We start from the raw sequence: 21,563 nt of genomic DNA, 5'->3' as shown, positions 1-21,563 counted from the left end.
TCACATTGGGAGCCACAACAAACAGCACGCCAAGGCCACCATGCTTTCGTAGTTTCGCTTGAGCTTATCGTAGCGCGTCGCAATGGCGCGATACGGTTTCAGTCGAGCAAAGGCATTCTCAACCAGATGCCGGTAGCGATATAACCCCCTGTCCAGATTGGCATTTCCTTTTTTCGAGTTACGCCTGCGTGGAATCACCGCCGCCATGCCTTTGGCCTCGATCTGCTCACGGATACGTTCACTGTCATAGCCCTTGTCAGCCACCAGCGCATCACCTGCTGGCAAGTCGTCAATCAATGCCTGGGCTTCCGTGCTGTCGTGCACCTCACCCCCGGTTATCCTGAAGGCAATCGGTAACCCATAAGCATCCACGGTCAAGTGGATCTTGCTGGTATTGCCTGCACGACTTTTGCCGATGGCTTCTGCGTCTTCCGTGGCAGCCCCTGTGCTGTCCTGATGAGCCTTGACGTAGGAGCCATCAATGAACAGCCACTCGACATCAGGATCTTCCACCAGCGTGTTGAAAATCCTCATCAGCTTTCCACTCGCTGACCAGGCGTTAAAACGCTTGTAGACCGTATTCCAGGGGCCAAACGTCTCCGGTAGATCCCGCCACGGGCAGCCGGTGCGCATCCGATACAGGATGCCTTCCACCGTGGTACGCAAGTCAGCCTTGTCATAAATACCTTGTTGAAGCAGGATAGGTTTCAGCTTCGACCAGTGTTCATCCGTGAGCATTTGTCGGGGCATGGCAGGCTTGCAGTTTGTTGGCGTAGGAACCTTTATTCTGCGAGCTTGCCCCTATCCTGCCAATACCCCTGCCATGAAACGTCAACACGCCCTAACACCGCCAGCCCGACTAAGGGTTAGTTAGCCTCCTCAGCATCTTAGCTTATCAAAGATGATTACGTCGGCGAAGCCAATCAAACGATAAATATGCTTCCAGGGGCAGCCAGTCGTATTTGACCTGCCGCCAAAAGATCTCGATCAAGCTAATTTCTGGCGAGTAAGCGGGTCGGTAAACAGACATGAATCGCAACGCGGTGCCTTACGCGCTTTGTTTGAGGCATATCGCTACACACTGCCTGCTTTCTGAACATCCAGATAAGCCTGCACCATAGATAGCCCTGCCATACCTTGCTCGCCGATGAGCTCTACAGGGGTTGCGCCCTGAAATGCCAGATTCGGCTGGGTCATCCATCCATAGGCCAGCTCGCGGTTATGTGGGAACAGCAAGCGAAGAGATTTATGAATACCCAAGAGCATTCCTACTCGTTCCATTTTGTCTCTGTCGTCGGCAATGGGCTGCCCGTTGCGATACTTGGCCAGGGCTGCTCGATCGTCCTGGGGCAGTCCCAGTAAACTGAGCTGTTCGCCAGTGGATATTTGCCAGTGCCGAAATAGCTTCATCAACATGGGGCCGGCACGGGTGCAGTTAATCTCAATGTCCTGTTCTTTATGCATGCGCTCCTCCCCATCCTGTTTTACGGCGCTAACCCACCTGTCAGATCCAGACCGCTTCGATGCACGTATCGCCACGATGACAGATCCTGAATTCAAGCAATAAGTGCAGCACCTGCGGTATTGAGTGCGCCTGAGTATTCGCCCAGAAACACCTGTGCCGGAGTGCGATAACCGAGACGCTTTCTCGGCCGGTCATTCAGCTTATTGACCACGCGTCGTACCTCGCCATCCGTGACTTTCTGGAAGTCAGTCCCCTTCGGAAAATACTGCCGAATCAAACCGTTGGTGTTTTCGTTGGTGCCACGCTGCCCCGAGCAGTAGGCATTACAGAAGTAAACGGAGGCGCTCACGGCCTTGGCAACCGCTTCGTGATGGGCAAATTCCGACCCGTTATCCAGCGTAATGCTCTTTACTACGCCGCGACGTGGCTTGAGCAGCCGGTTCATGGCTGCCGCCGTCAAGCCTGCCGTTATCTGGGGCAGGCGCGCTGCCAGCAAGTAGCCACTGCGGCGCTCCACCAGCGTCACCAGGCCTGATTGCTTATGTCCTTTGAGAACGGTGTCGCCCTCCCAATGGCCAATGGTGAGTCGGTTATCGACCTCATTTGGGCGATGCTCGATGCCCACGCGGTGGGGGATTTTGCCAAGCCCGGCACTTTTGGCCTGCACACGGCACCGGCTGCGTCGCTTGGGTTGGCGTAGATGCCGCCACAAGTCGCCTCCGCGCGCCTTGTCGTCCCAGATCAAGGAATAGATCCATTGATGGCTGACGCCAACACCCGCCAGTGGCGCCATGAAGCCGCTGATCTGCTCCGGACTCCACTCTTCCCGAAGGCGCCCGACCACCGCCGTCATCAGGCTGGGAAGCCGCTTTGTCCATTTCCAGGCGGCCCGACGCCGACGGTCACCGAGGCGATGCGCCGTGTCGGGTTCATAGCCGGTAGCGGTGGTATTACGCCGCAGTTCACGACTGATGGTGCTGCTGTTCACGCCGAGCCGACGAGCGATCTTTCGCTGGCTCATGTGGATGCTCCTGAAGGCGTGAATCTGGTATCGTTGTGCTTGGGTCAGCTGTCGATATGCCATGCTCTGCTTCACTTTGGTCGGTAAAGCAGGGAGGGTACCGGCGCTGGCCCTCCTGCCTCTACCCTGTGATCCAAAGTGCTGCGGTTATTCTATGAATTCAGGTTTCTCGCCTTTTTTGCTTTTTCACATAGCCCCCTCCTTGGCAGGGCGCTACTAATAACATCTCCGAACGAACGTTACCCTCTTGATATGCATATAAACGATCCCCTGCCAAGGCCATTCAGGGGAAGATGATGCTGGCTGTCAATAACACGACGGGAGCACGCATTGCTACACCCCCAATTGGATAGTCATCCTCAAATAATAGGTTATAACTCTCCAAAAAAACGGGAATAGCAACCTTTTTCACAACTATTCAAGTGTCTGCGAATAGGTATTATCTCAACCGACTGATTTTTATGACATAGCGTTTTTTATCTGTCAGTACGTTATACGATGATCCTGAGTTAAAATACAAAATGGTTCGTAAAGCGTCTCTCGGTAAGCCTGCCCAGCTTGAGATCCACCAGCAGAAAGCACTTGAGCTTGAAATGGTAGAACACCAGGTCAACGTAGAAATCCTGATCCTCGGTGCGGATGCGTTGCTGGCGCCCGACAAAGGCGAAGCCCTTGCCCAGCTCCAGCAGGAAATCCTGAAGATTATCGATCAGGGCACGCTCAAGATCGGCCTCAAGGTAGCTCCCCGCCGGCAGGTTGAGAAAGTCCAGCACGTAGGGGTCGCGCAAATAGTTTTTGGCATCGTCTCTGGCGTTGGGTTGGGCCAGCGGCGCGGTGTTTTGCTCGGCCTCGTGCTCCACGGCGTCGCGGTCTTGGCTGCTGAGCAGGCGTTCGTAATATAGCGTGCTGATCTGGCGCTCCAGTGCACGGACGCTCCACCCCTGCTGGATCGCTTCCTGCTGATACCAATGCCGCGCGGCCTCCTGTTCGATACGTGCCAGGCGAATATAATGCGACCAGCTCAATTCGAGAGACACTGTCTCGCGTTTTGGAAACGCCTCGTAAAACTGACGCATATTGCGCAGGTTGGTGACGTCAAAGCCCTTGCCGAAGGGCGTCGGTCAGCTCGCCGGAAAGGCGCTGCATCTGCTGTTTGCCGTAGGCCGCCGCTGGCATCCAGCAGCAAGGGGTTGCGGATGGTATCGCCCCACTCCAGCTTGTGGTTATCCATGCCGTATTCGGCGGCACCCGCCCCACCAGCGCCGCGTCGTGGCGCAGCCATTTGGCCATGAAACGAATATCGCCTGGCTGCAGATACGTCGGCCGGCGCAGCCCCGGCAAGTTAACTTGGTCCAGCCCCTCCCCGTGCGGAGCGGCCAGCGGCTCACCCGGTACGACATGAAGGAGCTGCACCATACAGGCCTCGCATCACCTTCGGACGCTTGCCACCTATTTGTCACCTAGGGGGCGTTAACAATTGATGATGAGCGTTGAACTGATTTAGCATGGAAAGATTTGAGGATAGACTATGGCTCGGCTACTCCTGCGTGATGATCAATGGCGTCGAATTGAGCCCCTCCTTCACGGCAAGGCCTCGGACCGCGGGGTGACAGCCAAGGACAATCGGCTATTCGTAGAAGCCATTCTCTGGATTGCCCGGACAGGCGCTCCTTGGCGCGATCTACCCGACGCCTTTGGTCGTTGGCATACTGCCTATATGCGCTATAACCGCTGGTGTAAGAAGGGGGTATGGCAGCAGATTTTCGACACGCTAGCCGATGATCCCGACCTGGAACAGCTGATGATCGATGGCAGTATTGTCAGGGTCCATCAACAGGGAGCGGCAAAAAAACCGCTCAGAACGCGGAAGCCATGGGCACGTCTCGAGGGGGCTTGAGCACCAAGATCCATGCCGCGGTCGATGCGCTGGGTAACCCGGTACGGTTGGTTCTTACACCGGGCCAGGCATCGGAGTATGGTGCCGCTCCCGCGTTACTAGACGGTTTTTCCCCGCAAGCGGTGCTGGGCGACAAGGGATACGATTCCACTGCTTTGCGGGACCTTATTCAGGCCGTGGGTGCAGAGCCGGTGATTCCTCCGAAAAAGAATCGCTTGGCGCACATCGAAGTAGACTGGCACTGCTACAAAGATCGCAATCTGGTAGAGAGGTTCTTTCAGAAAATCAAGCAGTTCAGGCGATTGGCTACACGCTATGAGCGACTGGCAAGAAACTACCAGTCACTACTCTGTCTCGTGTCAGCGGTTATATGGCTGGCCTAATTGTTAACGCCCCCTAGAGCCAAACACAACGAAAAACGGCCACCTAGCATGTTAGCTAAGTGGCCGTTTTTACTTATATTCTTGGTCGGAGCGACAGGATTCGAACCTGCGACCTTTGCAACCCCATTGCAACGCGCTACCAAGCTGCGCCACGCTCCGATTTAGCCTTTGGCCATTAAAGCGCCTTAAGACGGAGCGTATAATAGCGCTTTTCGCCGCTAATGAAAAGCCTTTTTTGTGCTTTCTTTTCAGCCGGTTAGGTCATCGCTAAAAATCATCGTTCACTTCAGCGCGGCAGCTACCTGGCAGGTATTTTTTGTCCATTGGCTTTTGTTTGGCAGGCATGCATTTCCACTTGACCGCGCCGCCGGCGGCATACATTTCGATACGCAGCCGTGTACCGCGCACTTCTTTGGCAACTGACGCATCTTGGTCATCACGCATCGCTATACCGATGGCAATGTTATCGCCACTGGGAAATATCTCGATGCCTTCGCCGTTCACATAGCGCGTATTGGTGACAAGACCTTCTATTTTTTCCTTTTCGTCCTCCGATATATTGTCGAAAGTGCCCTCAAACGCGTATTCCTCCGCCAGCCTCGCCTTAACGCCAATCAAGACGCTCAGTGCTTCAGACACCTGCGCCCGCGCAGTATAATTCTGGTACTGCGGAATCGCGATAGAGGCCAGCACCCCAATAATTGCCACTACAATCATCAGCTCGATCAGGGTAAAACCACGGTTTTTCGTTACAGTCATGTTAGCGGCCTTTTATTCTTTCGCGGTACGGCAGGAGCTGGGAAAGTATTTATCGGGAATGGAAGCATCACTGGCCGAGGCAGACTGGCACAGCCACTCAATGGAACCGGAGCTGTTGCCGTCTCCCGCAAAGCGGCCAAACATGATCATTGCTTTACCCTGGAGATCAGGGTTAACGCCTTCATTCTTGAAATACAGCCGGAACAGGCTGCGCGGGTTACTATTGCCCATGTACGAACTATCAAAAACGCCGTGCGGTTCAACCCCTGCAATATATTTACCGCTCATGCCATCGGTCAGGTCCTTAAACTCTTCCTTCAGCTCTGCATCTGTTGGCATCCGCCCTTTCAGGGCGACAAACTCGGCAAGCGCCGCTTTCAGGGGCACTGTCAGGCTGATCCCTTCCGCCACCTGCGCCCGGGCGGTGTAGTTCTGGTATTGCGGCACCGCGATGGAGGCCAGCACCCCGATAATCGCCACCACAATCATCAGCTCGATCAACGTAAAGCCGCGCTGAAATCCCTTCATTTCTTTTTCTCCTGTTATAAAAAAGGGGCCCGAAGGCCCCTTTTATCTATCCGTGGCTGTTATTCGCCCTACTTCTGATTAAGTAGAAGATGCTTCCTTGCAGCCGGAAGGCAGCCAGCTTTCATTAGTATCAGTATCATTCCAAGCGCAGGTCCAGCCGTTGCCGGGGCTAACGCCGTTATTATCTACCGGATCTACCGGCGCGATGTTCATGACCTTTGTCCCAATAGCAGAATCTTCTTTAAACGTTACTGAAATAGCAGAGTCAGCATAGCTGACTGTGTCGACATAGCGACCAGACATTGCCTCCAAGTTACCATCGTCGTCAGTTAATCCGAGATCCGCTTTTACTGGCATTTCACCTTTGAGCGAGTACTGCTCGGCAATGTCGGTACGCACACCCGCGGTGATCGACAGCGCTTCGCTGGCCTGGGCGCGGGCGGTGTAATTCTGGTACTGCGGAATCGCGATGGAGGCGAGAACGCCGATAATCGCCACGACGATCATCAGCTCAATCAGGGTAAAACCGGCTTGCTTGAGCGGGCGTACTGCGCGCGTTTTCGTGTTGTGCATCGATTCTGCTCCTTGAGAGAAGATACCCGACAGGGCTGCCGGATGGACAGGCTTCATTTTGTTACAATACCTTACGACTTAAGCCTTTTCAACTATGCCGCGCATTTTTACTGACGTAAATCAGTTAGCGCGCAGCCGGGTGTGGGCTGATGCCGCTCATGCCTCAAGTGTGGTACAAGTAAGGCGCACAGCGAACAGCCACCAACGAGTAGCGCATGAGCCAATCTTCTTTTGAGTCAACGCTGAGTCACGCAGCAGCGCGCGGCGGGCTACGCGGTATTGCCGAACGCCTGGTCAACCACGGCCTGTTGACCCAGGCTCAGATCGCCACAGCCGAGGCCGCCGCCGAGGAGCAGGAAATTCCGCTGCTGCGCCACGTGGTGGAGTGCGGCCTGGTTGACCCTGCGGAGGCAACGGTCGCCGCGGCCTGGGAGTATGGGCTGCCCGTGATTGACCTTGACGCGGTGCGTATCAGCGCACTGCCGCCGGCCGAGAACTATCCGGTCAAGGTGCTGAGAAATCTCGGCGTGTTGCCGCTGGCGCGACACAACCACCGCCTGACAGTGGCCGTCCCCTACCCGGCCACGTTAACGCAGCTGGACGAGCTGCAGTTTGCGACCGGATTAAGCGTTGAGGGCGTGCTGGCCCCGATTGACAAGCTGGAAAACGCCCTGAACCATTATCTGGCGCAGAACGAGCGCAGCATGCTTGAAGAGCTCGACAGCGTTGACGACGCGGTCTCCTCACTTGGCGTGGTGCAGGGTGCTGAAGGCGAAGAAGTTCCCCTGGACGAAACGCCTCGGGAAAGCGACGATGCACCGGTCGTCAAATTTGTTAACAAAATATTACTCGATGCAATTCGTCGGGGTGCTTCCGACATCCACTTTGAGCCTTACGAAACCCAGTACCGCATTCGCTTTCGCGTTGACGGCATGCTGACCGAGATTGCCCGCCCGCCGTTTGCCATGCGCAATCGCATCGCCGCCCGCTTGAAAATCATGGCACGGCTGGATATTTCCGAACGCCGCCTGCCACAGGATGGCGCGCTGAAACTCAGGCTTTCACGTACCCGGTCGCTGGATTTTCGCGTTAACTCTCTACCCACGGTATACGGTGAGAAAATCGTATTACGTCTGCTGGATCCAAGCGCTGCTCAAATGGGTATTGACCAGCTGGGCTTTACGGATGATCAGCGCACGTTTTACGAGCAGGCACTGGCCCAGCCCCAGGGCATGATCCTGGTCACGGGGCCGACCGGCAGTGGTAAAACCGTGTCTCTGTATACCGGCATTAATATACTCAACCAGATTGAGCGCAACATTTGCACCGCTGAAGACCCGGTGGAAATCAAAGTGCCGGGGGTCAATCAGGTCAACGTGCTACCCCGGATTGGGCTGGATTTTGCCAGCGCCCTGCGCGCATTTTTACGCCAGGACCCCGACGTAGTGATGGTCGGCGAAATTCGTGACCTGGAAACAGCTGAAATTTCTATTAAAGCCGCACAAACGGGTCACCTGGTGCTATCCACGGTACATACCAACTCGGCGGCAGAAACGCTCACGCGTCTTTCCAACATGGGCGTCTCGCCGTTCAATATAGCCAGTGCCGTCAGTCTGATCATCGCCCAGCGGCTGGTCAGGGTGCTGTGCAAGCACTGCAAGGAACCGGCTGATATTCCGGATCAGGCGCTCCGCCGCGAAGGGTTCAACGATGCGGATATTACGCGCTCGACCATCTATCAGCCTGTGGGCTGCAAACAGTGTACCCAGGGATATAAAGGGCGTATCGGCATTTACGAAGTGGTTCCCGTGACCGAAGCGATGCGCCAGCTCATCATGCACGAAGCGCACGCGCTGGATATTGACCGGCTCGCACGCGAAGAGGGCTACGCCAACCTGCACCATAGCGGCCTGATAAAAGTGATGCAGGGCGTCACCAGCCTTGAGGAAGTCAACCGGGTCACCAGGGAATAAAGCATGGCGCAATCACATCGCAAGCGCCGCACGCCGGCCATTCAGCTGTACCGGTTCAAATGGAGCGGCAAGAGCACAAGCGGTCGCAAACTCAGCGGTGAGATGGTCAGCCGCAGCAAAACGGAAGTCGGCACCGAGCTTAAACGCCACGACATCATTATCCGGCGCGTGCGTAAAACAAGCAGCCTGCATGGCCGTGGGCGGATCAAGGCGCAGGATATCGCCGTTTTTGCACGTCAGATGGCCACCATGATTCGTGCCGGCGTACCGCTGCTTCAAGCGTTGCATATCGTGACGGAAAGCATTGAAAAGCCGGTGATGGTGCTGTTGATTCAGCAAATGATCAACGAGGTGTCGGCCGGGGCCAGCTTTTCCGATGCGCTGCGCCGCCACCCCAGGCATTTCGATCAGCTATTCATCAACCTCGTCGAGGCCGGCGAGCAGGCCGGCGCGCTCGATCAGATGCTGGAACGCATTGCCACCTACAAGGAAAAGGTGGAAATGCTCAAGGGGCGCGTCAAAAAAGCCATGTGGTACCCTGCCGCCGTCATGTCCATAGGCATGGGAATCACCATGCTGCTGCTGATTAAGGTAGTGCCGCAGTTTGAAGACATGTTTCATAGCTTTGGTGCCGAACTGCCGGCCATGACCCGGATGACCCTGCACCTTTCGGAGCTAGCGCAGGCCTACTGGCTGCACGCGGTTGGTGGGCTTGCCGCCGGCATCTTTTTGTTACGCCGGGCCGCCCGTCGTTCGCCAAAGCTGGCCTACCGCCTGCATTTTTTGCTGCTGCGCTTGCCCATCGTGGGCGATATTTTAAAAAAGTCCGCCGTAGCGCGTTTTTCCCGCACGCTCGCCACCACCTTTGCCGCGGGTGTACCGCTCGTTGAGGCGCTTCAAACCTGTTCCGGCGCTACGGGCAACAAGGTGTATCAACGCGCTGTCATGCAGGCGCGCCAGGATGTGGCAACCGGCCAACCGCTGCATTTCTCCATGCGCATGACCAATCAGTTTCCTTCTCTTGTCGTGCAGATGATCAGCATTGGCGAAGAGTCCGGCGCGCTAGATGCCATGCTCAATCGCGTAGCGGACTACTACGAAGAAGAAGTCGATAACAAGGTTGATGCGCTGACCTCGCTAATGGAGCCGGTCATCATTGTAGTGCTGGGTGTGCTCGTTGGCGGCGTGGTGGTTTCCATGTATCTTCCCATCATCAATCTGGGTACGGCGCTATAAAGGATCCTCATGTCACCGCTTTTACTTTCTGTCTGGCTATTTGTGCTCTTGCTGGGGCTCTGCCTGGGCAGCTTTCTCAACGTGGTCATTACCCGCTTGCCGGTGATGCTGATGCGCGAGTGGCGCACTGAAGCGCGCACCGCGCTTGAGCTGCCCGTCGAATCGCAGTCGCGCTTTAACCTGGCCGTTCCCCAATCACTGTGTCCAGTCTGTGAAGCTCCTATTCGCTGGCACGATAATATTCCTCTTATTGGCTGGTTAAAGCGACGTGGCCGCTGCGCAGACTGTCATACTCGTATTAGTGTGCAGTATCCGCTGATCGAACTTGCCGGCGGTATATTAAGCATTACCGTCTTTGCCCTGTTCGGCCTTGGCTGGGAATCAGGCTTTATCCTCGCGGCATGCCTTATGCTGCTGGCGCTGGCGGTGATTGATTTTCGCACCCAGCTGTTGCCCGACATTATTACGCTACCGCTGCTGTGGGCAGGCCTTTTATATCAGCTGTTGTTCCAGCCGCTAATGCTGCCCTCCGCGGTCATCGGCGCCATGGCGGGATATCTGGTGCTCTGGGGCTTTTATTGGCTGTTCAAACTGATTACCGGCAAGGAGGGTATGGGCTACGGCGACTTTAAACTGCTGGCCGCACTCGGCGCTTGGCTGGGCTGGAGTTTTTTACCGCTGATGCTGGTGCTTTCGGCCGGGTTTGGTGCCATGGTCGGGCTGGCTCTTCAGGCCAACCCGGCACGTCGAGGCATGCCCATGCCCTTTGGCCCGTTCCTGGCCATGGCGGGCTGGGCGGCACTGCTCGTTGGCGATGAGCTGATGGCCGCCTACTTGGCGCTGGTTATCTGACCGTCTCAACCCACCGGAGAGTCACCATGATTATCGGTTTGACCGGCGGCATCGGCTCGGGAAAATCCACCGTCGCCCGCGCGTTTGCCGCGCTGGGAGCGGCCTGGGTAGACGCCGATGACGTCGCCCGGGAGATTGTCGCCCCCGGCGAACCGGCGCTTGAGGCGATCAGCCGCCGCTACGGCAAGGCCGTGCTCCAGCAGGACGGCACGCTTAATCGTGCGGCGCTGCGTGAGATTATCTTTGCTACGCCGACCGAGCGCGAATGGCTGGAAAGCGTGACCCACCCGCGCGTCCGCGAACGCCTGTTGACCCACCTTGAACGCCTGCAGGCCACGCCCGCCGCGTACGTGCTGCTGGTCTCGCCGTTGCTGTTTGAAAGTGGACAGGACGCGCTGGTTGAGCGCTGCCTGGTGGTGGATCTTCCCGAAGCGCTACAGCGCGAGCGCACGCTTGCACGCGATAACGTCAGCCGCGATCAGGTCAACGCGATTCTGGCCGCGCAGCTATCGCGTGAAAAGCGCCTTTCCCACGGCTGCGATGTCATCGATAATAGCGGGGACGCGGCGTTCATGCGTCAACAGGTCAGCGCCCTTGATGCGCGCTACCGTGCGCTTGCCCCCTAACGCGCTGCGCGTTGTCACCCGAACTCAGCCAGCAAGGAGCCTTTATGCCCCCCGCCAACCCCAACGATAGCGCCCCGCGTGCCCCCAGCGAGCTCCCCTGCCCCCAGTGCCGCACCCGCGTTGTCTGGTCGTCAGAAAACGCCTACCGACCTTTTTGCAGTCGTCGCTGTCAGCTGCTGGACCTGGGCGCCTGGGCCGATGAATCACACCGTATCGGCGGCGAATCCGCCATGGACGAAGCCGATATCGACGCCATGCTGCGCGAGGCCGACCGCGACGCTCCGCTATCTTGAACCACTACCGTCTTGAGCCGCTATCTTGATCAGGAGCCACCATGCCCAGCCCGCCAGACGCCCAACAACTTGACTATCAGCTACTTCACCGTCTGGATAACTGCTTTGACGATGTGCTGACCGCGCTTACCCAGGTAACCGCCCGGTTTGCCGAGGGCTCCGCCAGCGCCTGGACGCTGGATGGCACCAGCGCGGATGCTGACTGGCTGAACACGGCGCTGTTTGACATGTGGCATCAGCAGGGCCAGGACGGACGCGAAACGCGCAACTATGTTGGGCTCATTGCCGCAGATGACGAGCTGATGCAAGCCGTGCTTAAGGCTAACGCGGCCAAAAGCGCCTTTAGCGAATGCCTGCAGGCGATCAAGCAGCAGGCGCCGGCCTTGCTCAGCGAGAGCCGCTCGCGGCTGCCAGGACGTCACCCGCAGGTTGAAGCGGTGCTCGAACGTAACGGCCTTGCCCGCCTGCATTTGAAGCAGTGCTGGCGCCATCTGCCAGTGGCCGAAGCGCCGGTATCCCGCGTACGTTTTGCCTGGTACAGCAGCGGGCGCTCGATCAAGCGGCTAAGCGTACAGGAGGTGGAAAAAAAATTGCTCGCGCTGGATAGCGAGGCCGCGCACGTGCGCATCCAACTGCGCAAGCTGGCCGGCATTCCCAGTGCCGAGCCCTTGGCACAGGTGCAACCCCAAGCACCGCTGATGCGTGCCAACCTGTTTTTTACCGAACCTCTTGAAGACGGCCACACGCGGCGCGCGTTAAACGTTGCCATGCCGATTTTCATGCCCAGTGAAGATGGCCGCCTGCCGCACACCAACCTGCCGCCGCTCACACCTCCCGAAAAGCGCACACGCGCCAAACGCCGCGATGAGAAGCTCGAGAGCGAACCGTTTCTGCCAAGCCTGCGAGTCTACCGCTACCGCTAAGCGGCGCCTGCATGGAAGGGCTGCGCTGAAGGGCTTGTGTGAAACGGACGATATCAAACGGACTATGTGCGCGGCGCGGGCGCCTGTTCTTGCCAGAGCCCGTGTTCCAGCAGCGTTTCAATCAGCTCCGTAAGCTCTGCGTGGGGTATCCCATATTCATTGAGCAGTGCCTCGATCCGACGCGTAAATTCCTGATGGCGCCCTTCTGCCTGCGCCTGGGTGTCTTCTTCCTCCAATGCTGCAAGCGAGCGCACCGGCGGCCCGGTAGGAATGTCCAGGCTGTTATTCGGATCATCCAGCGCCTGCAATGCTTTGGAAAAAGCATCGTCCAGGTCTTTGAACTGGCGCAGCTTATCGCGTTCGTTATGCGGTTTATCCGCTTTCCGATATTTCATTGATGTTCCATTTACACCTGTTGGAAAAATGCTGTCGCTTTGAAGACGGCCATCGCGTTACAAAGGCCGCAACGCCCGGCAAAACGCTGGCTCAAGATAGTTCATAACGAATTTCTTATGAAAACTGTGCTTAAACGCGCACACGGGCAAAGTAAACTTGCCATTTCCCTTATAAAACCCGCATAAAGGCAGTGCATGTAGCGTTTTTTTGCACATTTATCGTGGGTTTTTGCCATTTTATATCAATGCCGCAGCGTTACAGCCGCCCAGACCAGCAGACCATCGACTCGACCTTGCGTGCGCGTATCAACCACGTTTGGCAGTTTTACCTCTACGCACCGGGATAGTGCAATGCAGGCGAAGCATGTAATCGCCTGCCCGACAGACGCAAGGGAGGCAAATTCATGTTGAATGCGATGACACGCGCCGAAATCTGGCTACAGGATTCACTCAGCACTCCGCTGGGTATTGATGCCCTTGCCGCGCATCTGGGATATTCAACGTCGCAGATCAGGCGCCAGTTCAGCCACTACTTTGGCAGCTCACCGGGTGTATATCGCGATCGGCGGCGCCTTGAACGCGCTGCCGTACTGCTTGCGCTGGGTAGCAAAAATATAGCGCACATCGGGGTCGCCTGCGGCTATCAGAATCATTCCGCGTTTTCGCGTGCTTTTCAGCGCACCTATGGCGAAACGCCCCGTTGCTATCGAAGCACTGTTCGTCAAACGCTGAACCGACTTCCGCCACCCTGTGACATGGTCACACGCATCGAACAAAAGAGTAGCCACTACGCCATCATGCGCCGTCTCTACCAGGCGCCCGATACGCTTTGGCCGCTGGGTCAACCAGACCTTCACGCGAGTGACTTGCTGGGAATGGATAGCCGGTACAGCGAAGCAGCCCCGGGCATTGCGCTGCCGGATTTGCTGTCTCAGCGCATCGGCGCATGCGCTGAGACAACCGCGTCACGACGTACCGACATCGGGCTGTGTCTGGTTCCGCAAAGCGAAGCAGACAGCTTGCCGCTACCCGCCTCATATCGCCGTTTACACGTTGAGGCACAGCACTATGCCATTATCCGCCTGCAAGATATCAGCCAGTTGGACGATGCCGTGGACTGCCTTGTGCGCGACCTGCTACGCCAACCCGTGCCTTACCATATCAGCGGCAAGGCGCCTTACGTGCTGTGGCTGGAAGGTTACCCGGAGCTGCGTATTCCGCTCGGCCCCTAGCAGACACTACCCGATTTGACCCGTGCGCCGCCCTGCCTGAGCCGGCAAAGTGCGGCAGTCGTAGCAGCGGCAGTTTACCTCGCGGCTTAGTCTTCCATGCGAACCAGCCAGGATTCGACGGTTTCATCGCCGTGTTCACTTTTCCAGCCGCGCAGCTCTTTATGATTACCGCCACGTGTTTCAATGACATCGCCGGTATGCGGGTTTTTATAGATTTTCAAGCGGCGCTTACGGCGGCCGGTTGTGCTGGTAGCCGACTTGCCACTTCCCTGGTTAGGATCCAGCAGTGCGATAACGTCAGCCGGACGTTTTTCAAACTCAGCCATCAGGCTTTCAAGTTTCGCCTTGAACTCAAGCTCGCTTTTCAAGCGTTGGTCGTCTTCAAGACGCGCCAGTTCTTGCTGCAGTTGTTTGAGCTGTTGCTCTTTCTGAATATATTCGTTAATCAAAGACATGGAAAAAAATCCTTCTGTGGATCAGGGGACCCCGCCTTATTCATCAGGACGCCGAACGAGCGTTTTACGTCCCGTGATGACCGGTACCGACCGACTTTTATGTCATACGGTCGTTGCGTAGCCGATTAGCGCATAGCTTTATCGTATCAATGACGTGATGTTTATAACTGAAGTTCATTGGTTTCGAGTGTCGGCGCAGCCGTGGTCGTCGGCCTCCATAGTGGCCGTTTTGTCTGCTGGAAAAGGCTGAGTAATGCGACGTGTCAGGTCAATGCCGTCAGCCGCGGCAACCCTTTCAGTAAAGATGGCCACCATTTATCGGCGGCATCGCCGAGGTGCACGGTGATGCGCCGGGCGTGCACTGTCAGCGTGGCGGCCACCTTAAGCACCTGCTCGCGCATCCGCTTCAGGCTCCAGCCCTGCCGGGTCTGTCGTTCCAACAGGCAACGCAGCCCGTGTAGCACCTGATAAGCGCAGAGAGTCAGCAGCAGGTTTACCTCGTTGCGGGCCATGACGTCCTGGACGGTGGAGACACCGCGATCAGTCGAGGAGAGATGCAGGTCGAGCGCCGACTTCACCTCGCCCATGTGGGCTTCGGCGCTGCCGCGCTTGCGATAAAGCGCCAGGACCTTTTCCGGCGGCCAGTTGAACTTGCCGAGGTTGGTGACCAAAAAGAAGGCATGCAGCAGCAGATCATCGGGCCGCTCTTGTACCACCAGCACCACGCGCCGCGGCGCCGGCCAGGTACCGGCTTGGTACGCCAGGTCATGGCACCATTCCCGAGGTTGCTCGGGGGGCCGGCCGCGTGGCCGCTTCAGATGTGGCGCTGCCAGTGTCTGCAGGCCCGTATGACTGCGCAACCGGCCCAGATACTCGATGTCGCGATCTTCCAGCGCCTCAAGCGTGTCGTTGTCGGTGAAACCCGCGTCGATGCGTACCTTGACCTTGGCCCCGGTGCTCTCGTTGAGTCGCCGCACCAGATGTGGGATCCAGGTATCGGCATTCTCGGCTGGGCCGGCGTTACCTTCACGCAGCAGACCGCCCACCATGTCGCCGGTCTCTGCCAGCGAGGCCACCAAAGGCGAGTAGATTCTGGCCCCGTAAAGTCCATGAAACGCCGAACCGCCCTGGTGGCCGTGGACGTCGATCGGCAAGCCGTCGATGTCCAGCGTCAGATGCTCGGGGCGTTCGCCGCCGTCCAGCGAGGTCAGTCGCCAGACCGCCAGCCGCAGCAGGCCCTCATGCACGGTATCGATATTGTCGTCGCGGCCCAGGCACGTCAGCAGCCGCGACAGCGTCGCTTGAGATGGCCGGTCCTGAGCCAACGGCGTTGTCCCGCGGGCATCACTGCAGGCTAGCTGCCAGAGCGGGTCACGGCGGAGCGTGTCGGTATCGCTGAGGTCGATCCAGCCCATCGAACGCTGCAGCACCAGGGTACGCAGCTGGCTGGCTAACGAGTGGCGGACGCGATCCGGGTCGCGATGATCGACCAGATGGTCGTCCAGCGCATCGATCATGCCGCTGTTGTCGAGGGCTTCACGCAACAGCAAAGCACCGCTGTCGCTGGTGGTGCGATGGCCGCTGAGCTCGACGCGGATGGACCCGTTGCATGACGGGGTCCAGGGGGATAGGCTTTCACCCATGGCGAGTGGTCCTCTTGAGTCAAGTTCGGTTAGGAACATATTGATTCTACAAGAGAAACTGCTCGCCATCTTCTTTTCTGTCTCAGCCCGGTGAATAAGGCGGGGGGACGTGACTGAATGACACCTGCAAGAACCGCATACAGGCGGAAAATCGCAGAGAGCAGAATCAGTACGACCGTAACAAAATATATTGACCACCAATAGGAACAGGCGTTCAATTACCTGACATATTATTGCTGTATAAACGGCAACTCGCAACCATTAATCATAGAAGCGTAGCAAAAGACTCGCGCATCGTGGCGTAATAGTCACGATCATATTAATTGCATATAGCGGCATTTATAACAATCACTGGCTAAACCTTAAACCACAGCTTTCAACCCAATCGTTAGCGCAGCGCTCACCCGAGCATTAATCGGCACGCATAAAAAACGCCGCCCCGGAGGGCGGCGTTTAATCATAGCAGTCAATCTGAGACGCTTAGTCTTGACCCATCTGCTGCTTGATCAGGTCACCGATGGTAGTGGCACCACCTGCATCCTGATCCTGGTCCTGCAACTTCTTCATGTTCTGACGCGTGTCGTCCTGATCCTTGGCCTTGACCGAAAGATTGATCTGACGGCTCTTGCGGTCAACGCTGACGATGCGCGCTTCAACGCTGTCGCCTTCGTTAAGCACGTTGCGCGCGTCTTCAACGCGATCAGCGCTGATCTCGGAGGCTTTCAGCAGAGCAACGACGTCAGTCGCCAGCTCAACCTGAGCTTCCTTGGCGTCAACTTCAACGACACGACCGGTGACGATGGTGCCCTTGTCGTTAACCGACAGGTACTCGGCTACCGGATCGGTATCCATCTGCTTGATACCCAGCGAGATGCGCTCGCGCTCGGGATCAATCGAGAGGATAACGGCTTCGGCTTCGTCGCCTTTCTTGAAGCCACGTACCGCTTCTTCGCCGGTGTCAGTCCAGGAGATGTCGGACAGGTGTACCAGGCCGTCGATGCCGCCAGCCAGACCGATGAAGATACCGAAGTCGGTGATCGACTTGATGGTGCCGGAAACGCGATCGCCCTTGTTGAACTCGGCGTTGAAGGTTTCCCACGGGTTGGCCGTGCACTGCTTGATACCCAGCGAGATACGACGACGCTCTTCGTCGATATCCAGCACCATGACGTCAACATCGTCACCCACCTGCACAACCTTGGAGGGGTGGATGTTCTTGTTGGTCCAGTCCATTTCGGAGACGTGAACCAGACCTTCGACGCCTTCTTCCAGCTCGGCGAAGCAGCCGTAGTCGGTCAGGTTGGTCACGGTGGCGTGAACCTTGGTGCCTTCCGGGTAGCGGCCCTTGATGTTGACCCACGGATCTTCACCCAGCTGCTTGAGACCCAGCGATACGCGGTTACGCTCGCGGTCAAACTTCAGCACCTTGACGTTGATCTCGTCGCCAACGGCAACGATTTCGGACGGATGCTTGATGCGCTTCCAGGCCATATCGGTGATGTGCAGCAGGCCGTCAACGCCACCCAGATCAACAAAGGCGCCGTAGTCGGTCAGGTTCTTGACGATACCCTTGATCTGCTGGCCTTCCTGAAGCGTGGCCAGCAGCGCTTCGCGCTCGGCACTGTTTTCCGCTTCAAGCACGGCACGACGCGATACGACAACGTTGTTGCGCTTGGGGTCGAGCTTGATGACTTTAAAGTCCAGCTCTTTGTGTTCCAGGTGCGTGGTGTCGCGCACCGGACGCACGTCAACCAGCGAGCCCGGCAGGAAGGCGCGAATGGAATCAACGTCAACGGTGAAGCCACCCTTGACCTTGCCGTTGATCACGCCCTTGATGATTTCGTCTTTCTCGAAAGCAGCTTCCAGCACTTTCCACGCTTCGGCACGCTTGGCTTTTTCGCGCGACAGACGCGTTTCACCGAAGCCATCTTCCACGGCTTCAAGCGCCACGTGCACGTCATCGCCGATGGCAATGGCGAGCTCGCCGTTTTCGTCGAGGAATTGCGAAGCGGGGATCTGGCCTTCGGATTTCAGACCGGCGTTAACGGTAACCCAGTCACCGTCAATGTCGACAACCTGAGCCGCAACGATCGCGCCCGGCTCCATATTGATGTCGTTAAGAGACTGTTCAAACAGTTCAGCAAAGCTTTCGCTCATGGTGTTCCTACGTGATCAACGTTGTTTGAGGCATCGCTGCCTTCTCCGTACCACCAGCAAGTACGGGCCTAATGTCACTCTGCTTTCAAGGGCGTTAACGCTGGTTAGACCTGGTCGGGCTCATCGTGTGTGAGTAAACTGCCCGGCCACGCCGTGACGCCGCATCAAAAGCGCCGCAAGGGAGAATCAAGCGCCGGACGTCATACCCCGCAGGGCAAGCCATTCGGTCAGCTGTTCAACCACTTCCGGTATACTCAGGCGCGTGGTATCAAGCGTAATGGCATCATCTGCCGGCTTGAGAGGTGCCACGCTGCGCTGCGTGTCGCGTGCATCGCGTGCCTGAATTTCCTGTAAAAGACTTGAAAGACTAGCATCCACGCCGGCTTGCTGCAACTGCTCATACCGGCGGCGGGCACGTTCATCAGCGCTGGCGGTGAGAAATATCTTCAGCGCCGCGCCAGGAAACACCACCGTGCCCATGTCGCGGCCGTCGGCCACCAGCCCCGGCGGCTGGCTGAAGTCGCGCTGGCGTTTGAGCAGTGCCGTGCGCACTGCCGGCAATGCGGCCACTTTTGAGGCGCGCTCACCGGCCTGCTCGGTACGAATCGCGCGGCTGACGTCTTCGCCTTCAAGCAGCGTTTGCACCGCGCCGTCGGCCACCGGAAACGCTACGTCAAGGTTTTCGGCGACTTGCGCAAGGCCGGCTTCGTCGTCAAACGCGATGCTGTGCTTGCCTGCGGCATAGGCGGTCAGCCGGTAGAGCGCGCCGCTGTCCAGCAGGTGCCAGCCCAGCCGCTCGGCAAGCAAGCCGCTGATGGTGCCCTTGCCCGCCCCGCCGGGGCCGTCAATGGTCAACACGTTATCGGTCAGAACGCTGGCGTTCATTAGCCTTCTCCGCCCGCGCGCTCCGCGTCCAGCGTCATGCCGATGCGCGTGGCCAGCTCGATAAAGTCGGGGAACGACGTGGCGACGTTGGCGCAGTTGTCGATAACGATGTCATCACCGGCGCGCAACGCTGCTACGGCAAACGCCATGGCAATGCGGTGATCGCCCAGGCTATCGATGCGACCGCCGCCGTAGCTGGGCGTTTGCGCATCGCCGTTGCCGACGATGTCGATGCCTTCATCGAGCAGACGGTGCTCAACGCCCAGCGTGGCAAGGCCGTCGGCCATGGCCTGCAGGCGATCGGACTCCTTGACCCGCAGCTCAGCGGCGCCGCGCAGCCGGGTGGTGCCCGAGGCGTTGGCCGCGGCAATAAACAGCGCGGGAAACTCGTCAATCGCCAGCGGCACCTGCGCTACGGGAATATCAATGCCTGTCAGCGGCGCATAGCGCACGCGGATGTCCGCGACCGGTTCGCCGCCTATTTCGCGCTCATTGACCAGCTCAAGGTTCGCGCCCATCAACGTAAGGATGTTGATCACGCCAATGCGCGTGGGATTGATGCCCACGTGCTCAAGCGTCAGGTCGGCGTCCGGCGTAATCGCTGCGGCAACCATGAAAAACGTCGCCGAGGAAATATCCGCGGGCACGTCAATCGCGCCGGCGGTCAGACGCTCGCCACCGTTGAGCCAGCAGGTATCGCCCTGACGCTCGACCTGGTAGCCAAAGCCGCCGAGCATACGTTCGGTGTGATCGCGGGTGGGCGCCGGTTCGCGCACACGGGTTTCGCCGTCGGCGTAGAGGCCGGCCAGCAGCAGGCAGGACTTCACCTGAGCGCTGGCCACCGGCATGTCGTAATACATCCCTTTAAGCGACGCGCCGCCGTGAATATGCAGCGGCGGGCGGCCGCCCTCGGCGGTGTCGATGACCGCGCCCATGGCGCGCAGCGGCTCGGCCACGCGATTCATCGGGCGCCTGGTCAGCGATTCATCACCGGTGAGTTCGCTGGTAAAGGCCTGACCGGCCAGCAGCCCGGCAAACAGGCGCATCGCGGTACCCGAGTTGCCGACGTAAATCGGCCCTGACGGCGCCTGTAACCCGTGCATGCCTACGCCATGAATGACCACGCGCCCCTGGTGCGGCCCTTCAATGGCTACGCCCATTTCACGAAACGCCTGCAGCGTGGCGAGGCTGTCTTCGCCTTCGAGAAAGCCGGTCACCGTGGTAACGCCCTCGGCGAGCGCGCCGAGCATAATCGAACGGTGCGAAATCGACTTGTCGCCGGGAACGCGCACGCTGCCCTGAGCGCTGCCGCCCGGACGCACCCGGTAAGTCACCTGACCCTGTGATTGCATAGCATATTCCGTCTGATAACTGGTTTTATTCAGCAGTGATTCAAAATAATGGCGCGCATGGCTGGCGCGATCAAAGGTGGCCAGCATGGCGTCGCCGTCGCCGGTTTCAACGGCCGTGCGCAGGCGCGCAAGCCCCCTCTCGAAATCATCCAGCGAGGAAAGCACCGCCTCGCGGTTGGCGGTAAAGATATCCCGCCACATTACCGGATCGCTGCCGGCAATGCGGGTAAAATCACGAAAACCACCCGCCGCGTAGCGGAAAATATCCAGCCGCTGATCCTGACGCGCCAGCGTATCCACCAGCGAAAACGCCAGCAGGTGCGGCAAATGGCTGGTTTGCGCCAGCACTTCGTCGTGGCGCGATACGTCCATTTCCAGCACCTGGGCACCGCAGGCTTGCCACAGCGCGCGCACCCTCGCCAAGGCGCCGGCATCGGTCTCCGCTTCGGGCGTTAGAATCACGTTGTGATCCACATACAGGGTGGAATTGGCCGCCGCCACGCCGCTTTTTTCCGAGCCGGCAATCGGGTGGCCGAGCACCAGCGTAGGCGGCATATGGCCAAATACCTTGAGGGCCGCATCGCGAATCGCTGCCTTGGTGCTGCCCACATCGGTGACCACCTGCCCGGCAAGCGTGGGGTTGAGTGTGGCAAGCTCGCCCATCACGCTTTCCATGGCCAGCACCGGCACGGCCAGCACAATCATACTTGCCGCTGGCGCCTGCTCGGCCAGCCGCGTGCTGCCACCGTCGATTAGCCCCATCTCGATGCCGCGCTCAATCTCGCGGGCGTCGGGGTCGCAGGCCATGATCTCGCCCTGAAAGCCGGCAGCGCGCAGCGCGGCGGCCAGCGAGCCGCCGATCAGCCCCAGCCCGACAATCAGCAAGCGTGACTCATCAACGGCAGATTCATTCAC

22 protein-coding genes, 1 tRNA gene and 1 pseudogene are annotated in these 21,563 nt (G+C 58.1%); 8 read left to right on the top strand and 16 right to left on the bottom strand.

Features of this window, described 5'->3' with window-relative positions:
• From B5495_RS01085 to B5495_RS14865, 6 genes and pseudogenes are all read right to left on the bottom strand, one after another.
• The gene (locus tag B5495_RS01085; RefSeq protein ID WP_079550575.1) at nt 1-750 is read right to left on the bottom strand and encodes an IS5 family transposase; all 750 of its coding nucleotides are present in this window, start codon (nt 748-750) and stop codon (nt 1-3) included.
• Nucleotides 751-895: 145 nt separating this feature from the next.
• Nucleotides 896-1,024 (bottom strand): annotated as a pseudogene (locus B5495_RS14520) (IS630-like element ISHsp2 family transposase); the annotation flags it as partial.
• A 50-nt stretch (nt 1,025-1,074) separates the two neighbouring features.
• The gene (locus tag B5495_RS01080) at nt 1,075-1,464 is read right to left on the bottom strand and encodes an MbcA/ParS/Xre antitoxin family protein (protein WP_079550572.1); all 390 of its coding nucleotides are present in this window, start codon (nt 1,462-1,464) and stop codon (nt 1,075-1,077) included.
• A 92-nt stretch (nt 1,465-1,556) separates the two neighbouring features.
• Nucleotides 1,557-2,549, bottom strand: coding sequence for an IS30 family transposase (locus tag B5495_RS01075; RefSeq protein WP_079550571.1), 993 nt, complete (start codon nt 2,547-2,549; stop codon nt 1,557-1,559).
• Between the two features lie 446 nt (nt 2,550-2,995).
• Nucleotides 2,996-3,562 (bottom strand): PDDEXK nuclease domain-containing protein, encoded by a 567-nt coding sequence (locus B5495_RS01070; RefSeq protein WP_079550569.1) that lies wholly within the window; start codon nt 3,560-3,562, stop codon nt 2,996-2,998.
• 19 nt (nt 3,563-3,581) lie between these two features.
• A complete protein-coding gene (locus tag B5495_RS14865; RefSeq protein ID WP_154045158.1) occupies nt 3,582-3,902 on the bottom strand; it encodes a hypothetical protein in 321 nt (106 codons plus the stop codon).
• A gap of 112 nt (nt 3,903-4,014) precedes the next feature.
• Here B5495_RS14865 and B5495_RS01060 point away from each other — a divergent pair.
• A protein-coding gene (locus B5495_RS01060; protein WP_422821999.1) for an IS5 family transposase occupies nt 4,015-4,766 on the top strand; the annotation gives its coding sequence in 2 pieces (ribosomal slippage) (nt 4,015-4,338 and nt 4,341-4,766; 750 coding nt in all).
• 82 nt (nt 4,767-4,848) lie between these two features.
• On the opposite strand, the gene B5495_RS01055 is transcribed toward B5495_RS01060, so the two are convergent.
• From B5495_RS01055 to B5495_RS14990, 4 genes are all read right to left on the bottom strand, one after another.
• Nucleotides 4,849-4,925, bottom strand: a tRNA-Pro gene (locus B5495_RS01055).
• A 108-nt stretch (nt 4,926-5,033) separates the two neighbouring features.
• Complete coding sequence (locus tag B5495_RS01050; RefSeq protein WP_079550565.1) at nt 5,034-5,525, bottom strand: pilin; 492 nt, start codon at nt 5,523-5,525, stop codon at nt 5,034-5,036.
• A 12-nt stretch (nt 5,526-5,537) separates the two neighbouring features.
• Nucleotides 5,538-6,053: a pilin gene (locus B5495_RS01045; protein WP_079554841.1), complete on the bottom strand. Its 516-nt coding sequence runs from the start codon at nt 6,051-6,053 to the stop codon at nt 5,538-5,540.
• A 78-nt stretch (nt 6,054-6,131) separates the two neighbouring features.
• The gene (locus tag B5495_RS14990; RefSeq protein WP_079550563.1) at nt 6,132-6,626 is read right to left on the bottom strand and encodes a pilin; all 495 of its coding nucleotides are present in this window, start codon (nt 6,624-6,626) and stop codon (nt 6,132-6,134) included.
• 215 nt (nt 6,627-6,841) lie between these two features.
• Between B5495_RS14990 and pilB the strand changes: the two genes are divergently transcribed.
• From pilB to B5495_RS01010, 6 genes are read left to right on the top strand one after another with little or no spacing between them, the layout of a single operon-like run.
• Entirely contained in the window at nt 6,842-8,599 is a 1,758-nt protein-coding gene (gene pilB / locus B5495_RS01035; protein ID WP_079550562.1) for a type IV-A pilus assembly ATPase PilB, read from the top strand.
• 3 nt (nt 8,600-8,602) lie between these two features.
• A complete protein-coding gene (locus B5495_RS01030) occupies nt 8,603-9,835 on the top strand; it encodes a type II secretion system F family protein (protein WP_079550560.1) in 1,233 nt (410 codons plus the stop codon).
• Nucleotides 9,836-9,844: 9 nt separating this feature from the next.
• Nucleotides 9,845-10,687 carry a prepilin peptidase gene (locus B5495_RS01025; RefSeq protein ID WP_079550558.1) on the top strand — a complete coding sequence of 281 codons (843 nt, stop codon included), beginning with the start codon at nt 9,845-9,847 and terminating at the stop codon, nt 10,685-10,687.
• Between the two features lie 26 nt (nt 10,688-10,713).
• Nucleotides 10,714-11,313, top strand: a complete 600-nt coding sequence (coaE, locus tag B5495_RS01020) for a dephospho-CoA kinase (RefSeq protein ID WP_079550556.1) — start codon at nt 10,714-10,716, stop codon at nt 11,311-11,313.
• Between the two features lie 44 nt (nt 11,314-11,357).
• Nucleotides 11,358-11,606: a DNA gyrase inhibitor YacG gene (gene yacG / locus B5495_RS01015; protein WP_079550554.1), complete on the top strand. Its 249-nt coding sequence runs from the start codon at nt 11,358-11,360 to the stop codon at nt 11,604-11,606.
• A gap of 41 nt (nt 11,607-11,647) precedes the next feature.
• Nucleotides 11,648-12,529, top strand: coding sequence for a DNA replication terminus site-binding protein (locus B5495_RS01010; RefSeq protein ID WP_079550552.1), 882 nt, complete (start codon nt 11,648-11,650; stop codon nt 12,527-12,529).
• Nucleotides 12,530-12,591: 62 nt separating this feature from the next.
• Here the strand turns inward: B5495_RS01010 and B5495_RS01005 are convergent, their stop codons facing one another.
• Nucleotides 12,592-12,924 carry a hypothetical protein gene (locus B5495_RS01005; protein ID WP_079550550.1) on the bottom strand — a complete coding sequence of 111 codons (333 nt, stop codon included), beginning with the start codon at nt 12,922-12,924 and terminating at the stop codon, nt 12,592-12,594.
• A gap of 404 nt (nt 12,925-13,328) precedes the next feature.
• Here B5495_RS01005 and B5495_RS01000 point away from each other — a divergent pair, with 404 nt between their 5' ends.
• Nucleotides 13,329-14,156, top strand: a complete 828-nt coding sequence (locus B5495_RS01000) for a helix-turn-helix transcriptional regulator (protein ID WP_079550548.1) — start codon at nt 13,329-13,331, stop codon at nt 14,154-14,156.
• Nucleotides 14,157-14,242: 86 nt separating this feature from the next.
• Here B5495_RS01000 and B5495_RS00995 read toward each other — a convergent pair whose 3' ends face one another.
• From B5495_RS00995 to B5495_RS00975, 5 genes are all read right to left on the bottom strand, one after another.
• Nucleotides 14,243-14,611: a histone-like nucleoid-structuring protein, MvaT/MvaU family gene (locus tag B5495_RS00995; protein WP_079550546.1), complete on the bottom strand. Its 369-nt coding sequence runs from the start codon at nt 14,609-14,611 to the stop codon at nt 14,243-14,245.
• 263 nt (nt 14,612-14,874) lie between these two features.
• Nucleotides 14,875-16,293, bottom strand: a complete 1,419-nt coding sequence (locus tag B5495_RS00990; RefSeq protein ID WP_079550240.1) for an IS1380 family transposase — start codon at nt 16,291-16,293, stop codon at nt 14,875-14,877.
• Nucleotides 16,294-16,734: 441 nt separating this feature from the next.
• Nucleotides 16,735-18,411 carry a 30S ribosomal protein S1 gene (gene rpsA, locus B5495_RS00985; RefSeq protein WP_079550545.1) on the bottom strand — a complete coding sequence of 559 codons (1,677 nt, stop codon included), beginning with the start codon at nt 18,409-18,411 and terminating at the stop codon, nt 16,735-16,737.
• A gap of 186 nt (nt 18,412-18,597) precedes the next feature.
• Entirely contained in the window at nt 18,598-19,296 is a 699-nt protein-coding gene (gene cmk / locus B5495_RS00980) for a (d)CMP kinase (protein WP_079550543.1), read from the bottom strand.
• The gene (locus tag B5495_RS00975) at nt 19,296-21,563 is read right to left on the bottom strand and encodes a bifunctional prephenate dehydrogenase/3-phosphoshikimate 1-carboxyvinyltransferase (RefSeq protein WP_079554839.1); all 2,268 of its coding nucleotides are present in this window, start codon (nt 21,561-21,563) and stop codon (nt 19,296-19,298) included. Before B5495_RS00975 ends, cmk begins: the two co-directional genes overlap by 1 nt.

The organism is Vreelandella subglaciescola (assembly GCF_900142895.1).
GTDB classification, from domain to species: domain Bacteria; phylum Pseudomonadota; class Gammaproteobacteria; order Pseudomonadales; family Halomonadaceae; genus Vreelandella; species Vreelandella subglaciescola.
The sequence above is the reverse complement of the archived record's forward strand: the minus strand, read 5'-3'. Positions and strand labels throughout refer to the sequence as shown.

What these genes read in the sequence shown, in the direction of transcription:
- B5495_RS01000 (WP_079550548.1), top strand. Translation starts at nt 13,329, where the DNA reads ATGTTGAATGCGATGACACGCGCCGAAATCTGGCTACAGGATTCACTC.
- B5495_RS14990 (WP_079550563.1), bottom strand. Translation starts at nt 6,626, where the DNA reads ATGCACAACACGAAAACGCGCGCAGTACGCCCGCTCAAGCAAGCCGGT.
- B5495_RS01070 (WP_079550569.1), bottom strand. Translation starts at nt 3,562, where the DNA reads ATGCGTCAGTTTTACGAGGCGTTTCCAAAACGCGAGACAGTGTCTCTC.
- B5495_RS01005 (WP_079550550.1), bottom strand. Translation starts at nt 12,924, where the DNA reads ATGAAATATCGGAAAGCGGATAAACCGCATAACGAACGCGATAAGCTG.
- B5495_RS01045 (WP_079554841.1), bottom strand. Translation starts at nt 6,053, where the DNA reads ATGAAGGGATTTCAGCGCGGCTTTACGTTGATCGAGCTGATGATTGTG.
- B5495_RS01050 (WP_079550565.1), bottom strand. Translation starts at nt 5,525, where the DNA reads ATGACTGTAACGAAAAACCGTGGTTTTACCCTGATCGAGCTGATGATT.
- B5495_RS01085 (WP_079550575.1), bottom strand. Translation starts at nt 750, where the DNA reads ATGCCCCGACAAATGCTCACGGATGAACACTGGTCGAAGCTGAAACCT.
- B5495_RS01075 (WP_079550571.1), bottom strand. Translation starts at nt 2,549, where the DNA reads ATGGCATATCGACAGCTGACCCAAGCACAACGATACCAGATTCACGCC.
- coaE (WP_079550556.1), top strand. Translation starts at nt 10,714, where the DNA reads ATGATTATCGGTTTGACCGGCGGCATCGGCTCGGGAAAATCCACCGTC.
- cmk (WP_079550543.1), bottom strand. Translation starts at nt 19,296, where the DNA reads ATGAACGCCAGCGTTCTGACCGATAACGTGTTGACCATTGACGGCCCC.
- B5495_RS01010 (WP_079550552.1), top strand. Translation starts at nt 11,648, where the DNA reads ATGCCCAGCCCGCCAGACGCCCAACAACTTGACTATCAGCTACTTCAC.
- B5495_RS01030 (WP_079550560.1), top strand. Translation starts at nt 8,603, where the DNA reads ATGGCGCAATCACATCGCAAGCGCCGCACGCCGGCCATTCAGCTGTAC.
- B5495_RS00990 (WP_079550240.1), bottom strand. Translation starts at nt 16,293, where the DNA reads ATGTTCCTAACCGAACTTGACTCAAGAGGACCACTCGCCATGGGTGAA.
- B5495_RS01025 (WP_079550558.1), top strand. Translation starts at nt 9,845, where the DNA reads ATGTCACCGCTTTTACTTTCTGTCTGGCTATTTGTGCTCTTGCTGGGG.
- pilB (WP_079550562.1), top strand. Translation starts at nt 6,842, where the DNA reads ATGAGCCAATCTTCTTTTGAGTCAACGCTGAGTCACGCAGCAGCGCGC.
- yacG (WP_079550554.1), top strand. Translation starts at nt 11,358, where the DNA reads ATGCCCCCCGCCAACCCCAACGATAGCGCCCCGCGTGCCCCCAGCGAG.
- B5495_RS14865 (WP_154045158.1), bottom strand. Translation starts at nt 3,902, where the DNA reads ATGGTGCAGCTCCTTCATGTCGTACCGGGTGAGCCGCTGGCCGCTCCG.
- B5495_RS01080 (WP_079550572.1), bottom strand. Translation starts at nt 1,464, where the DNA reads ATGCATAAAGAACAGGACATTGAGATTAACTGCACCCGTGCCGGCCCC.
- B5495_RS00995 (WP_079550546.1), bottom strand. Translation starts at nt 14,611, where the DNA reads ATGTCTTTGATTAACGAATATATTCAGAAAGAGCAACAGCTCAAACAA.
- rpsA (WP_079550545.1), bottom strand. Translation starts at nt 18,411, where the DNA reads ATGAGCGAAAGCTTTGCTGAACTGTTTGAACAGTCTCTTAACGACATC.